Raw genomic sequence first — 12,993 nt, 5'->3', positions numbered from 1 at the left:
TGAGAAATACTCAAATGGCTGTTTTAGATGGACTTATCAAAGCCCGATTTGTAAAACTGTAGCATTGATTATATCAAAGAATCATACTTGCAGCAATCCCCTTAAAACGAGAGGCAGGTGTGCCCTCCTGCCCCTCAAAAGGAAGGGAAGGTGAAAAATATATAGTCAACTGCTGTTTCCAGCAGCTATGAATCGTTACTTACCATAGAAGTCATGGTTTACTTCTGCTTTATAGTAATTACTACATGTTACAGGAGCATTATACAGTGTCGTGAGCATATAGCTTCGTATGTTGCGTACCTTTGTAGTATTGTTGCGAAGGCATTCCAGCACATACTCCATCGTATGAAAATCTATCTTCTCCAATCTGCTCCGAACAACATCATATGGGAAATCATATTTATTGATACGGATTACTGGCTGTTTAACCGCTATGGTCTCAACCATCAGCTCCACCAATTCGTTTATGTCCATCTTCTCTGTAGGATGGCATTGAAGCAATCCGTCATAATCAATATTATCTTTGATAAATGAGCGCACTTCATCCATCCTATCCATCGTATCAGTTTTCACGCCTGTGCCTGATGGAATGATAGGATAGGTAATCTCCTCCGTATTCTCTGTAGTATTCTCTGTATTTGTCTTACAAAACTTTGTATGAGGTGGTACATCGTTTTGTGGTAGGGTGTTACAAAATTTTGCAGGAGGGTCATACGAAATTTTGTAGAGGGTGGTACAAAATTTTGTAGGAGGGTCATACAAAGTTTTGTATGAGGAGGTACAAAATTTTGTAACAGACTTATTTGCTTGGTTTTCAGCCTGTTTTTGTATTTCTTCCCCTGTGTTTTCTACATCTTCGTCATCTCCTGGTATGTTCAGATATGTACATGTGTAAAGTCTATCAACGCATAGATCAATATACATGACATTATTTAAAACCATTCCGCTATTTGTTTCTATGTTACGGAATTCACGACGGATCACACCGATTTCCTCTAGTCTGTCAAACGCTGCCTTCACACTTCTCCGTGATTCTCCAAACTGCTCGGCAAAATCATTGTAGGTTTTCTGTAGCAAATCCTCTCGAAACTTTTTTCTGTAACCAATTGTCATGCCGCTATGCTCGTCCCGTACTTCCACAGGACGATACCAATACACGATTTCCGACAACACACAGATAGCGAGAAGGTATGGCTTGCCATTTTCACGCAAAATTGTTTTATACCAATTTACCGGTGTAACATTGCCACTAATGCTCATCTCTGCCAGCGCATCCACCGACGCATTACCGGTATTTACAATATTAGTCATGCCCTCTCACCTCTTTTCTTCCATTCATCTAAGAGGTTTATTATAACCTCTGTAATCTTTTCTTCCGTATATCCTTCATCAAAGTAGTCATCCAATCTGTCTGCCTTGAACGTTACCTTTCTCGGCTTTGCTAACACCTGTTCCGGAAGCATGATGTTCCTCACTTCTTCCTGTGTAAGCATATTTTCCCGGCAGGATGCCTTTAGTCTTGCCGACTGCTCTATATTAGGGAATATATTCCTGTCGAGTATTATATCGAGTACCCACTGCTGCTGCTCCTCGTTCAGATACGAAAGATCAACACCCTGAATAAAACCAATCTTTTTCCTGTCAACAAAGTCAAGCAGTTCATCAGAGAGCTTTGCAAGTCTGATATATCGCTGAATCTTCTTTGCGTTCTCGCCGGTTTCCTCACTCATGATATCAAGGCTACTACCCTTATCTCCCTTAATGCCCTGATGTTTCATGGCATAGTAACGCATACTATACGCCCTTGCCTTTTCGCTTGGAAAGATATCTTCTCTCTGAATGTTACTGTCCACCATGACAATGGTAGCTTCTTCATCATTCAGATTGCGAATGAACATCGGCATGGTATCAAGACCGGCAAGTTCACAGGCAGCTTTTCTTGTGTGTCCGGCAATGATTTCATAACCACCCTGCGGTCGCATTCTCGCAATCCCTGGAACAAGCACGCCATACTGTCTGACACTCTCTACTATTTCCTCCAGCTTATCTTCATGAATCTGAAACGGATGATTTCTGAATGTATGCAGACTTGCTAAAGGTATTTCTCGAATTTCACCACCATTTGCATTTGCCTGTTCCAGATTTTCGTTTGTACCAAACAGATCGTCAAATGATTTCATCTTTATCTTGGAAGCACTATTGGATTTATTCATCTGCAAGCACCTCCTTTGCGAGCTTCTTATACGCCGCCGCAACTTTTCCTCTTGGGTCATGCTTGAATATACTCACACCCTCTGCGGAAGTCTCTGCCGCTCTCACAGAATGTGGGATAACCGCACCAAACACACGGACATTTTTGCCATAAATTTCTTCCACCATGGACTTGATTTCCTTTGCGTAATTGGTACGTCCAACCATCTTTGTAAAAACGATTCCCTCTATTCCAAGGTTAGGGTTCAAATATTTCTTAGTCCTGCCAAGAGTGGTAATAAGCTGCTGTAAACCCTTTACGGAAAGGTACGCTGCTTCTATCGGTATGATGACTGAATCAGCCGCAGTAAGGGCATTCATTGTCACCATGCCAAGACTGGAATTGCAGTCAATCAATATATAATCATAAAGATTTCTTACACTTGTTATGTACTCTTTCAATATGTACTCTCTCCGCATGGTATTTACCAATGTGACTTCCAGTCCGGAAAGTTCGATATTGCATGGAAGAAAAGATACTCCCTCCTCATGTACAATAACCCCTTCCCGCTTTCCATAATCTTCATCATTGATCACTTTACCCATGATTGTCGAGAGTGTCACGTCAAGCTCATCCGGCTCTGCCACGCCGAGGCTTGATGAAAGGGATCCCTGACTATCCGCATCTATAAGCAGTACTTTCTTACCTTCTCTTACCAAACCTATACCTAAGTTTACTGTTGTCGTAGTCTTTGCCACGCCACCTTTTTGATTCACGATTGCTATCACCTTACACATACCGTTGTACCTCCATTTCTATCGAATCACCATGCCACTTCCTACATAGTGGCATTGTTCATTCAACTGTTTTGCATTGATGGATTTCTTATCAGAATCCGTTTTCTTTCTCGACACTTCTGCATATACACGCTTGTATTTATCTGTCCCCACATTGTCAAAAAAAGTCGAGACATTATTCAATTCAAATCGTTTATCTCTCTGAAGTAAACGTACAAACCAACGTATGTCATTTTTTGTCCCTTGAAGCCTTATCTTTAACATATAAACACCTCCTTGAATAGAAAAATAAAAGGCAGGGATATTCAATATTTGTAATTAAATATCCCTGCCAAATTGGCTATTTTATTCACTTTTATTCATCAAAGAATATTGTGTCCCTCGTGTCGACTCTATAGCCGACAACGACATGAATTCTGTCCACTATCTGCTTTTTATTCCTTTTCACATCGGTTCTGCCGAAATTGAAAAAGCTGCAAAAGTGCGTAAATTCAAGGATTTTCACGAATCTGTACGACGTAGCCCTATTATAGTCTCCACAAGAGTTGTCTCAAGGAACACATCACCAACCACAAGCTTGCCATCCTCTGTCACAGCCTTGAATGCAACAGGCACAACATTCGGCTCACCATCTGATCATGTGGCAAGATCCCACATTTCATTTTTTAATAATTTGATCACTGATTCTGTAAGCATAAGCACATCTCCTTTGTTTTTGATGCACCCATGATATTATATCTGCTCCCATCTGGTAAGATATCAGCAAATTTATGAGTTACTAATGTATTTGATAGCTTACTGATATTTTAGCATTTCCATAATCCATGCAGATTGCAATATGCATATACTTCTTCTACCTGTTCACCATCACAAAGGCAAAAATCTGCTACAGGTTCCTGTCCTGGATTCAACTGTTTTCTATATATTCCCTGATTGGTATTTAATGTGATCCACTCAATGAAATGTTCTTCAAGCATTGGATGTTTTGTCTCCCCGACCACAACATTAACATGATTGCCTTCCACTGTATATACAGGTACATGCTTCTCGACAGCAGCATCTGTCACTCCGGCTTTTAATTCCTGCATAGGTTCTCCGCAACAAATTACAGGTACACCCTTATCCTTTACCTTTTCAACAATGTTTCCACAATGCTTACAAATATAATACCTTACTTCCATGCCTTTTTCTCCTTCCATGTGTAAAATTTATAATTCAATTGTCTCCATAATCTTTTTCAATGAATCTGCAGATTCCTTAAGCTTTAACGCTTCCTCGCCACTTAAATTAATAGGTATATCCGACTCAACACCATCTGCACCTACAATAGCTGGCATACTTAACGATACTCCGTCAATGTCATATACACCATGAATCATGTGCGATACCGGAAGTATTGATTTTTCATCTCTCATAATCACTTCACAGATTCTTTTTACAGACATTGCAATTCCATAATATGTAGCGTGTTTTTTATTTATAATTTCATAAGCACTATTCTTGACTGCTGTTGCTATTTCTTCCGTATTTTCCTTGTGCTTGTAATGTCCACGCATTTCACACATTTCACTTAATGGAACACCAGATACATTTGCCGATGACCATGCTACCACTTCACTGTCGCCATGTTCTCCCACAATAAACGCATGAACGCTCCTGCTGTCCACAGATAAATGCTCACCAAGCTTATATCTTAATCTGGCACTATCTAACACAGTACCCGATCCAATAACCCTGTTTTCTGGAAGTCCTGATAACTTTATGGCTACCTGAGTCAGGATATCTACCGGATTCGCAACTACAAGCATGATACCTGCAAAATTTCTCTTTGCTATTTCAGGAATGATTGACTTAAATATTGCTACATTTTTATTTACGAGATCAAGCCTTGTCTCTCCCGGTTTCTGTCCCGCTCCGGCAGATATGACAACAATTGCAGCATCAGCCACATCATCATAATCTCCGGCATATATTTTCATCGGACTCGCAAATGGAATACCATGACTGATATCCATCGCTTCTCCCTCTGCCTTATTCTTATCTGCATCTATAAGTACAATCTCTGTAAACAAGCCACTCTGCATTAAAGCAAAGACTGACGCAGAACCGACAAAACCACAGCCTATCATTACTGCTTTTTTTGAATTAATCACTTGCTTTTTCGTAATAATCTCATCTCCTTAATAATTCTCTTCATGTACTTCAAAATAGCTCTGTGGATGATTACATACCGGACATACCTCAGGAGCCTTAGTTCCTACCACAATATGTCCGCAGTTACGGCATTCCCATACCTTAACTTCGCTCTTTTCAAATACCTGTGCAGTTTCAATATTCTTAAGAAGTGCACGATATCTTTCCTCATGGTGCTTCTCAATCTCACCTACTGCCCTGAATTTTGCTGCAAGCTCAGGGAATCCTTCTTCCTCGGCTGTTTTAGCAAAGCCTTCATACATATCTGTCCACTCATAATTTTCGCCTTCTGCCGCTGCCGCCAGGTTTTCCTTTGTATCACCAATTCCTGCTAATTCCTTGAACCACATCTTTGCATGTTCTTTCTCATTATCTGCAGTCTTTAAAAACAATGCAGACATCTGCTCATAGCCTTCCTTTTTCGCTACAGAAGCAAAATAGGTATACTTATTTCTCGCCTGAGACTCTCCTGCAAATGCCTCCTGTAAATTCTTCTCTGTCTGTGTTCCTGCATATTTGTTTACTGCCATCTCTTTTACCTCCGTTTTCTTTACTATTTTTCTCCCTGCATTTCGGGCAAATTCCTTTAAATGAAATATCATAATCCCAAAATTCAATTCCATGAATGTTACGAATTTTTTCCAGCAAATTCGGTAATTTCATCCATATCCGCATCAAAAATCTCACTGCACTTTGCGCACCTGACATGGTAGTGATTTCTCAATGCGAAATCAAACCGGTTCGGTCCATCGGGAACTTCAACCTTTCTTGATGCACCTTCCTCTACCAATATATCAAGATTTTTTTGAATGGCATTTCTCCTGCTTGTCGTCACTCTTTATTGAGATTGGTTCTTAATAAGGATTATATTCTATTTTTATTTTATTGTCAAGAAAATAGTAATAATTCCAACCTTTTCCTCATCTATTCCAGCCAGGTCACAATAGGCGCATGCAACAGCCTGTGCACAGTTATAACCATTCTTTTTTCTCTCTTCTGCTTCTTTCACTCGTGTACTCATGTGTTTCTCCTTATTATTCATATCACAGCAAGTATTTCGTCTTTTGATTTTGTTCCTACTGAATGATTTTTGATTTTTCCATCCTTGATAACAAACAATGTGGGGATACTCATTATCTGAAACCGACTTGCTAATTCCGGTTCTTCATCTACATTGACAGTCGCTTTCGCCAGTGCTAGTATCTGTATTAGTTAGGTATGTCTAACGCACTTGATTTTAGCACATTAACAAACAATTGGGAGAATATTTTTATGAAAATTTACGAATTCGGGGATAAAAATAAACCGAACATCATGCTCTTTCCTGGCACCTGCTGCTATTGGAAAACCAACTTTGGACACGTTCTTGATGGGCTTCAGGAGCACTTTCATACTCTGGTTGTCAGCTACAGTGGATTTGACGATACGGAGAATTCTACATTTATTTCAGAGCTTGACGAAGTTCTGAAGGTTGAGAACTACATCAAAGATAAGCTTGACGGAAAGCTGTTTGCAGCATACGGCTGTTCCCTCGGAGGTTCATTTGTCTCTCTCCTGATCGGGCGTCAGAATATACATATAGATCATGGAATCATAGGTTCAAGCGACATGGATCAGGCGCCAAAGTGGCTGGCAAAACTTGAGACAGCCATCATGATGCCTATGTTCTATCCTTTTATCACCGGCAAGGAAAGCGGTATTCTGAAAAAAATATTTGAGAAGAAAATGAACGAAGGAAATGACAGTTCTGAATATATGAAGAAATTCATGGAGATCATGGGCAAAGGAAGTGGAATAGACTTTTCATTCATATCCAAGGAGTCCATGAAGAATCAGTTCTGCACCGACCTGTACACAAGCGTTGGAGAACACATAAACGTACCCGGAACGACTATCCACGTATTCTACGCCAAGAAAATGGGTGAGAAATATCTTGTGCGTTACAGGAAGTGTTTCGCCGATCCAGATATCTGTGAATTTGATCTGCAGCACGAAGAACTGCTGCTCGACGCCAACCGCTGGATCCATGAGGTCTGCAGGGTGTGCGGCATAAACTGATCTGCTCCTTTTTAATTTTACGACCTATTGTCATCAGCCATCTATGTGTAAAACGGGATGACGATTGATATTGGATTGTGACCAACAGCACCGCCAACCGCCTGAGCAGACTTTTAAAACAGATCACCCCTCTTGAAGCATTTTTCTCAAATCGCCAAATGTCTCGGATGCAGGGGCAACCCTGACATTTCTCACATCATCTTCTGCCTCAGCCAGAATTTCTAGCAGTTCTATACGAACATTCATGTTTTTATACTCTTCATATGACATAACCACATCATCTCCTCTGACACAACCTCAAATCAATATTAATCTGAGTCTCTCCTACTTCTTAACAACCAAATGCACGACCCCTGCAAATGAAAGTACAATGATCACCACATATACGATCAGTGTAATCAAGTGTCCATTCTGCCAGTTGTCCACCGCAAGCAGAGTCCATAGTGCGCCCTGAACCAACTGCGTTGCAATCTGTATCTTCTTATTACCCTTATTCTTACAGCTTATTATAAGTAATATTATGTAAACAACAAGACCTATACTCAGTAAAATGCTCATCATAAATATAGCCACCTTTCGTCTGTATACTCATCTAGTTAGTTTTTTCTAACCAGTTTCATTTTAGCACTTATTGTTTTAAATTCAACCAGACAAATTCATAAGTTATGTTAAGTATGATGACTAGCACAAAAATAATAATTTACACAAAGTTTAAGAGGGTGGTGTATTGCCTCAGCAATACTCCCACCCTCTAATGACTGATTTTTCTGTTGTCCGAACAACGAGACCGACCCTTACGTTCGGCTTTGGAGCAAGGTTTTTCGTTGTCTGCCAACGTCCTGTATCTTTCGCAACAGGATAGGTCACAAGCGATGTAACCTCGGATTGAATCGTGTCAGCCCACGTTGTTCTCATTATGCACTGACACCCAGCGAAATTCAATGAACCTGTGGTGTAACATTACCAGCCTAGTTTCTGGCAGATCACAGTGTTGCCGCCAATCCACACGTTGTCTCCAATGGTCACTTCCTTGCCATACTCCCACAGAGCACTGCGCACATCAGGATATATCAGATGATCTGCTGTGTATATCGCTACATTTGGCGCCATGAAACAATTGTCACCTATGGTTACCTTTGCAACGTCAAGGATTGTACAGTTGTAATTTGCAAAGAAGTTCTTGCCAACCTCTACGTGTGAACCGTAATCGCAGTAGAATGGCGGATTGACACAGGCTCCATCAGACTTGCCAAACAGCTCCTTTACAACCTCTGATATGCCGTCGAAATCCAAGCGATCCATGAAGTTCAGCTTCTGCAATTTCCAGCCTACATAAGGATGGAACAGCTATCACCTTGAAAAGGTATGTGCTATGCTTAGAAACTCTTCTATGTCCGTGACCGATGTGATGACATACGCCTATGGATTTTCCGGTACGAGCTATTTCTGTGAGTTGTTTCACAGGCACTATGGGATTACGCCGAATGAATATAGGAAGGAGAATTTATAGTTTTATTATTCTCCTTGCTCTCCCAACAGTAAACTGAATTATCGGCCCCGATACAATCACAGTAACAACCGTACACACACCAAACTTTCCCCCAAGAATCACACCTATCACAACCATGGTAGCATCAAGTATCATTCTGACTTTCTTCACCTGCCAGTGATTCTTCTCAGCAAGCGCAAATGTCACAGCCTCATATGAACCACGCCCAAGGTCTGCTGCCGCATACAGTCCTGTTCCCACCGCAAACAGCACAATTCCGACGAGCATGATCAACATATTGAGCCATATGTATTTGCTGTAGACATGCATTTGCGCAAACAGATCAACACACCAGCTGTAAACGATCTGGTAAAGTATCGTTCCTATATGTATCTGCGATCTGTCATATATGAGCACAAAAAGTATCATTATCACCGCCACGATGAACGATGCTGCTCCGATACTCACATGAAACGTACCGGATATTCCCTGCCATAATACCGCAAGCGTTGCACCGCCAAATCCGGCATACAATGCCAGGGTTATACCATATGCGGCAATAACTGAACCAATTATTATAACAGCTATCTTCTTTATCCACTCTCTTTTACTCATACAACCTCCTGTTGCCAAATAAAAAGACTATAGATAAAACTGTTGTGTTCAGAAACAGCAAAATCTATAGTCTTCTTACGTGCCGAGACAAGCTCTTTTTAATTGTTGCTATACTATATCATTTATAACTTTTTGTCAATAACTGGTATTTCATCCCCTACCACCTGGATACAAATTCAAGAGTCTTGTCAATTAAATTCTCTCCTATGCCTGAAAAGCATTTATTTCTTCTATCATCTTACTGACCGCCAGGGAATATGGAATGTTTCGTCTCCAGGCAATCACAGTACTTGTCGTAATTTCAGGAAAAATTTTTCGTTGTACAAGAATGTCATCTCTCCAATACTTTGCAGCACCTTCGATTGATATCGGATACCCCAATCCATTTGCTGCCATGACTCCGGCATTGGTTCCAAGATTACTCGTAAAAGCAATCTGCAGTTTCGAAAAGTCTTTTCCAAACCAATTGGCGAGTTCACTTTGAACATTTCCTCTTTCGTGCAGGATCAATGGTTTTCCTATGAGATCTTCCTTTTTTATAAACTCTTTTTCGGCTGGGTAATATGCAATTGTTCTGCTGCTTTTGTAAAGCTCTGTTCCTTTGCTACTGTCAGAAAATAGCGTAATAGTCTTAATTCCATATCATTAAAGTCCTAATCTTCCCTTGTTTTTTTCAAACCTTTTAATCAATTCTTTTCCCGTTACTATAATTTCATTTCGCCAGGGATGACCGAAGATTCCACAATCCCATGTGCTATCAATAAAAAAATAATAATCTCCATCTGGATAATATGTTGGAAAATACACTTGACATTGTCTATCAGGATCATAATAGTTATAATTCATAGAAATATCTTCCATTGGCGAGAATTCAAAACAATCATGATTCCAGTCTAAGGCATACATTTTTTCCAGTCCTAATTCCTTCAAAATTGAATTGATTATCTTCTCTTGTTCTTCACTCCAGGGAGTCGCTTTATGATACTTTTTTGTATCGCCTGGTATTATAATCCATTCGCCAGTTATGTCTGTTCCCGGCTTAAACTTAAATTCACTATTTAATTTATCCCATAAAATGATTGCTTCATCTTTAGATATAACTCTCAATATATATTCCCCTTCACACATAAAATAAGAATTTACCGTGGAGCAATACTACACCCGCTTTGTTATTTATCATAGAATCACGCTATGACAAACTGATCATCCATTTGCGCTTTCTAAAAATAGCCAGCGATACGGCTAATCTGAATATTTCTTCCGTAGTGAGCAATGTGTACACGCCTATAATTCCCCATTTGAATACATATGCCGCGTGCAGACACAGTGGAATTCCGATACACCATGTGCCAACAACATCAATGATCATGATGATTTTTATGTTGCCTCCACTTCTTATGATTTCTCCTCCAAGTATCAATAAATAATTCAGCCCTGTGTTTACAACAACCGCACCATCGCGCATTGCCTCAATGCATTCTATAGCAGTCTTTGCCCTGAGGGATGCATCCTGATGAATCGTCGTAAGTGCAGGATTACTTTCTCTGCTTGCCATATTGTCATCAAATCCAATGATCTGGATATTCTTTGGAGTTTTTATGTTCTTTCCCTGTAAGAACCGCATAAACTCAAGCGCATAAAAATCTGACACTGCAAAAACAGCCGTAACCCTGCTCTCTAAAAGCTCTGGCAATTTGTCCTGATAAAAGCGAGTTCTCTCTTTTTACGTCTTTGGAATCTCCCATATCATGGTAACTCCCGGCTCAAAGGATGCACAAAACCCTTCTATTCGCTATTTATCCATGCATATAAAATTATCCGCTATACTGTCTATTTTTATATCTATCAACCCCTTAAATTAGACATCGACCTTATATTTCTCATGAAATAAACTCTCTCCTCTTGTCCCTAATTCTCTCATAAATATCAATCGCCTTGTTAAATCCTTTGCCCAGTAATTCATCACATGCTTTATTCAACGCATACGGAAACGCATTTGCCAAATAATCAAACCGCTTCATGGCCATTTGCTCTCCTAGTCCAATATTAGCCGCTTCTCTTCTAAATGAATCTCTGTTGATCTTTTCGATATCATACTCATTCCCAATACTAAATGCCATATCTCTGGTACTGCTTGTATATATCACAGTACTCAATATGTCATATGCCGGTGCCAAACGTACTGTTTTCAACTCTTCATCATAAAGCAATGAAACATTTTTGATATGATTATCTGTATTGCCTATTAAGTAATTAAATATACATATATCCCACATTTTCAATTGATCTGCTATCGGGTTGAACGATTTCTGTCTTATGATCTCAAACATCATTTTTAAATATCCGGCATTATCACTCTCATATTTGTTATGCGCCGAAATTCCCATCGCCTGAGAAAAATCTTCCTGATGTAACCTGTACGGAACATTTAACCCGTTGATTTTTTTTAATCCGTCCTTTATTGCACGATCATATCTTTTAGTTGCTAACAGAACTTCCTCATCTCTGCCATCTCCGACATTGACTATAAAACTTTCAGGAATCTCTATTCCCATATTTCCTGCCGTCATCATACACAACTGCTCATTTGTAACTATTCCATCAAGCCTTACATGACTCTGCTTTACTATATGTGTACTTGGCGCTGATCCTTTGGGTAAATACCAATCTTTATTATTTTCATCATAATATAACCCAACCTTTCCAGATGCTCCTGTAAGTGACAAATGTGACTTTGTGACTAACTCCGCAGTCTCCATTGCTCCTTCTCTTGCCAACTGACTAACCTCATCAATTGTCAATTTCTGATAATCTGCATTTACTACTTCGTTATTCTCATCTGTAATTTTTATTGCTCCCAGACACTCATTACCTAACCCGGCTAATAATGACAGATAATTATTTGCGTCTGTATGCAATAACCCAGCCACACATCTTCTGGTAAATCCCTCAGGTAACAAACCTTCAAAAAAATTCCTTGTATCATCAACGGAAAATGCGTTTTCAGATAATGGCAAATGTGTTGATACCGGTCTGGCTATGTTACCAGATAGATACTCTTCTGCATATGAAAATCTAGCATCTTCTTCATTTTCTCCAATTATACGGCCAACATATGTCTGCAATCCACCAATCTCTATCCAAACCCCCAAATTTCTCATATTCTAACCTCTCTTTTCTACGAGAATATCCATTCCCAGTAAATTGATAATTATAATTGCCTTTCCGATTTCTGCTGTAGCCTTACCTCTTTCCAAATCCGAAATAAAACTTACACTAAATCCTGTAAATTCTGCTATATAAGCCTGAGTATATTTCAGTTCTTTTCTTCTTATTCTGATTGCCTCACCCAAAGATTTTGAATCTATTATTTTCATACATATTCCTCGTCTTTCTATATCAAATTATCAACACATAACTTCATACGCATCATATGGCCGTACGGCTAAATTATATATATACGCTTTGCAAATAAGCCGTACGGCTAATTTTGTATAGTTCTGATTATACAATAAGCCGTACGGCTAAGTCAACTTTTCTTATATAAATAAAAACGCCAGAAACCTTGTAAATTCAAGTTTTCTGACGCTTATTATCAGCAGGGGATGAGAGAATCGAACTCCCACCAAAAGTTTTGGAGACTCCTATCA

At 39.6% G+C, this 12,993-nt stretch carries 19 protein-coding genes and 3 pseudogenes; 2 read left to right on the top strand and 20 right to left on the bottom strand.

Going from position 1 to position 12,993, the window contains the following annotated elements; translation table 11 throughout:
* Window positions 1-195: 195 nt before the first annotated feature.
* The 10 genes and pseudogenes from DW159_RS13425 to DW159_RS14080 all read right to left on the bottom strand — a co-directional run bounded on the left by DW159_RS13425 (window position 196) and on the right by DW159_RS14080 (window position 6,375).
* Window positions 196-1,311 (bottom strand): DUF6017 domain-containing protein, encoded by a 1,116-nt coding sequence (locus DW159_RS13425; protein ID WP_117551426.1) that lies wholly within the window; start codon window positions 1,309-1,311, stop codon window positions 196-198.
* Window positions 1,308-2,213, bottom strand: coding sequence for a ParB/RepB/Spo0J family partition protein (locus DW159_RS13420; RefSeq protein WP_117551424.1), 906 nt, complete (start codon window positions 2,211-2,213; stop codon window positions 1,308-1,310). The genes DW159_RS13425 and DW159_RS13420 overlap by 4 nt, the downstream gene beginning before the upstream one ends.
* Window positions 2,206-2,988: a ParA family protein gene (locus tag DW159_RS13415; protein WP_008400179.1), complete on the bottom strand. Its 783-nt coding sequence runs from the start codon at window positions 2,986-2,988 to the stop codon at window positions 2,206-2,208. The genes DW159_RS13420 and DW159_RS13415 overlap by 8 nt, the downstream gene beginning before the upstream one ends.
* A gap of 18 nt (window positions 2,989-3,006) precedes the next feature.
* Complete coding sequence (locus tag DW159_RS13410) at window positions 3,007-3,252, bottom strand: hypothetical protein (protein ID WP_008400180.1); 246 nt, start codon at window positions 3,250-3,252, stop codon at window positions 3,007-3,009.
* 542 nt (window positions 3,253-3,794) lie between these two features.
* A complete protein-coding gene (locus DW159_RS13400; protein WP_117551422.1) occupies window positions 3,795-4,169 on the bottom strand; it encodes a desulfoferrodoxin family protein in 375 nt (124 codons plus the stop codon).
* 27 nt (window positions 4,170-4,196) lie between these two features.
* Window positions 4,197-5,141, bottom strand: a complete 945-nt coding sequence (locus DW159_RS13395) for an L-lactate dehydrogenase (protein ID WP_117551420.1) — start codon at window positions 5,139-5,141, stop codon at window positions 4,197-4,199.
* Between the two features lie 27 nt (window positions 5,142-5,168).
* Window positions 5,169-5,711 (bottom strand): rubrerythrin, encoded by a 543-nt coding sequence (gene rbr, locus DW159_RS13390; protein WP_117551418.1) that lies wholly within the window; start codon window positions 5,709-5,711, stop codon window positions 5,169-5,171.
* A 7-nt stretch (window positions 5,712-5,718) separates the two neighbouring features.
* Window positions 5,719-5,986 (bottom strand): annotated as a pseudogene (locus tag DW159_RS14270) (Fur family transcriptional regulator); the annotation flags it as partial.
* Window positions 5,987-6,058: 72 nt separating this feature from the next.
* A complete protein-coding gene (locus DW159_RS14085) occupies window positions 6,059-6,190 on the bottom strand; it encodes a hypothetical protein (protein ID WP_278320902.1) in 132 nt (43 codons plus the stop codon).
* 29 nt (window positions 6,191-6,219) lie between these two features.
* Complete coding sequence (locus tag DW159_RS14080) at window positions 6,220-6,375, bottom strand: thioredoxin family protein (RefSeq protein WP_270228118.1); 156 nt, start codon at window positions 6,373-6,375, stop codon at window positions 6,220-6,222.
* A gap of 78 nt (window positions 6,376-6,453) precedes the next feature.
* Between DW159_RS14080 and DW159_RS13375 the strand changes: the two genes are divergently transcribed.
* Window positions 6,454-7,239, top strand: a complete 786-nt coding sequence (locus DW159_RS13375; RefSeq protein ID WP_117551414.1) for an alpha/beta hydrolase — start codon at window positions 6,454-6,456, stop codon at window positions 7,237-7,239.
* Between the two features lie 123 nt (window positions 7,240-7,362).
* Here the strand turns inward: DW159_RS13375 and DW159_RS13370 are convergent, their stop codons facing one another.
* The 3 genes from DW159_RS13370 to DW159_RS13360 form a co-directional block, all read right to left on the bottom strand.
* The gene (locus DW159_RS13370; protein ID WP_238051945.1) at window positions 7,363-7,509 is read right to left on the bottom strand and encodes a hypothetical protein; all 147 of its coding nucleotides are present in this window, start codon (window positions 7,507-7,509) and stop codon (window positions 7,363-7,365) included.
* A 54-nt stretch (window positions 7,510-7,563) separates the two neighbouring features.
* The gene (locus DW159_RS13365) at window positions 7,564-7,800 is read right to left on the bottom strand and encodes a hypothetical protein (RefSeq protein ID WP_117551412.1); all 237 of its coding nucleotides are present in this window, start codon (window positions 7,798-7,800) and stop codon (window positions 7,564-7,566) included.
* 399 nt (window positions 7,801-8,199) lie between these two features.
* Entirely contained in the window at window positions 8,200-8,541 is a 342-nt protein-coding gene (locus DW159_RS13360) for a hypothetical protein (protein WP_117551430.1), read from the bottom strand.
* Window positions 8,542-8,596: 55 nt separating this feature from the next.
* Here DW159_RS13360 and DW159_RS14340 point away from each other — a divergent pair.
* Window positions 8,597-8,749, top strand: a pseudogene (locus tag DW159_RS14340) (helix-turn-helix domain-containing protein); the annotation flags it as partial.
* Here DW159_RS14340 and DW159_RS13350 read toward each other — a convergent pair.
* The 7 genes and pseudogenes from DW159_RS13350 to DW159_RS13315 all read right to left on the bottom strand — a co-directional run bounded on the left by DW159_RS13350 (window position 8,744) and on the right by DW159_RS13315 (window position 12,720).
* Window positions 8,744-9,343: a YczE/YyaS/YitT family protein gene (locus DW159_RS13350; RefSeq protein WP_117551408.1), complete on the bottom strand. Its 600-nt coding sequence runs from the start codon at window positions 9,341-9,343 to the stop codon at window positions 8,744-8,746. The pseudogene DW159_RS14340 and the gene DW159_RS13350 sit on opposite strands and share 6 nt — an antisense overlap.
* Before the next feature lie 204 nt (window positions 9,344-9,547).
* Window positions 9,548-9,898 (bottom strand): annotated as a pseudogene (locus DW159_RS13345) (LysR family transcriptional regulator); the annotation flags it as partial.
* Window positions 9,880-9,984, bottom strand: coding sequence for a LysR family transcriptional regulator (locus tag DW159_RS14335; protein ID WP_117551406.1), 105 nt, complete (start codon window positions 9,982-9,984; stop codon window positions 9,880-9,882). The gene DW159_RS14335 and the pseudogene DW159_RS13345, both read right to left, overlap by 19 nt.
* 4 nt (window positions 9,985-9,988) lie before the next feature.
* Window positions 9,989-10,450, bottom strand: a complete 462-nt coding sequence (locus DW159_RS13335; RefSeq protein WP_158547616.1) for a DUF2716 domain-containing protein — start codon at window positions 10,448-10,450, stop codon at window positions 9,989-9,991.
* Window positions 10,451-10,532: 82 nt separating this feature from the next.
* The gene (locus tag DW159_RS13975; RefSeq protein ID WP_242992751.1) at window positions 10,533-11,036 is read right to left on the bottom strand and encodes a substrate-binding domain-containing protein; all 504 of its coding nucleotides are present in this window, start codon (window positions 11,034-11,036) and stop codon (window positions 10,533-10,535) included.
* Between the two features lie 187 nt (window positions 11,037-11,223).
* On the bottom strand, window positions 11,224-12,504 hold the full coding sequence (locus tag DW159_RS13320; protein WP_117551403.1) for a type II toxin-antitoxin system HipA family toxin: 1,281 nt from the start codon (window positions 12,502-12,504) through the stop codon (window positions 11,224-11,226).
* A gap of 3 nt (window positions 12,505-12,507) precedes the next feature.
* Complete coding sequence (locus DW159_RS13315; protein WP_117551401.1) at window positions 12,508-12,720, bottom strand: helix-turn-helix domain-containing protein; 213 nt, start codon at window positions 12,718-12,720, stop codon at window positions 12,508-12,510.
* Window positions 12,721-12,993: the final 273 nt, after the last annotated feature.

Source organism: Coprococcus sp. AM14-16 (genome assembly GCF_003434675.1).
Taxonomy (GTDB): domain Bacteria; phylum Bacillota; class Clostridia; order Lachnospirales; family Lachnospiraceae; genus Coprococcus; species Coprococcus aceti.
This window is presented reverse-complemented; position numbering and strand designations above follow the sequence as displayed.

Coding starts and splice junctions, on each gene's coding strand:
- DW159_RS13365 (WP_117551412.1), bottom strand. CDS start 7,800: ATGATGAGCATTTTACTGAGTATAGGTCTTGTTGTTTACATAATATTA.
- DW159_RS13375 (WP_117551414.1), top strand. CDS start 6,454: ATGAAAATTTACGAATTCGGGGATAAAAATAAACCGAACATCATGCTC.
- DW159_RS13315 (WP_117551401.1), bottom strand. CDS start 12,720: ATGAAAATAATAGATTCAAAATCTTTGGGTGAGGCAATCAGAATAAGA.
- DW159_RS13420 (WP_117551424.1), bottom strand. CDS start 2,213: ATGAATAAATCCAATAGTGCTTCCAAGATAAAGATGAAATCATTTGAC.
- DW159_RS13360 (WP_117551430.1), bottom strand. CDS start 8,541: ATGGATCGCTTGGATTTCGACGGCATATCAGAGGTTGTAAAGGAGCTG.
- DW159_RS13320 (WP_117551403.1), bottom strand. CDS start 12,504: ATGAGAAATTTGGGGGTTTGGATAGAGATTGGTGGATTGCAGACATAT.
- DW159_RS13350 (WP_117551408.1), bottom strand. CDS start 9,343: ATGAGTAAAAGAGAGTGGATAAAGAAGATAGCTGTTATAATAATTGGT.
- DW159_RS13425 (WP_117551426.1), bottom strand. CDS start 1,311: ATGACTAATATTGTAAATACCGGTAATGCGTCGGTGGATGCGCTGGCA.
- DW159_RS13415 (WP_008400179.1), bottom strand. CDS start 2,988: ATGTGTAAGGTGATAGCAATCGTGAATCAAAAAGGTGGCGTGGCAAAG.
- rbr (WP_117551418.1), bottom strand. CDS start 5,711: ATGGCAGTAAACAAATATGCAGGAACACAGACAGAGAAGAATTTACAG.
- DW159_RS13370 (WP_238051945.1), bottom strand. CDS start 7,509: ATGTCATATGAAGAGTATAAAAACATGAATGTTCGTATAGAACTGCTA.
- DW159_RS13400 (WP_117551422.1), bottom strand. CDS start 4,169: ATGGAAGTAAGGTATTATATTTGTAAGCATTGTGGAAACATTGTTGAA.
- DW159_RS14335 (WP_117551406.1), bottom strand. CDS start 9,984: ATGGAATTAAGACTATTACGCTATTTTCTGACAGTAGCAAAGGAACAG.
- DW159_RS13410 (WP_008400180.1), bottom strand. CDS start 3,252: ATGTTAAAGATAAGGCTTCAAGGGACAAAAAATGACATACGTTGGTTT.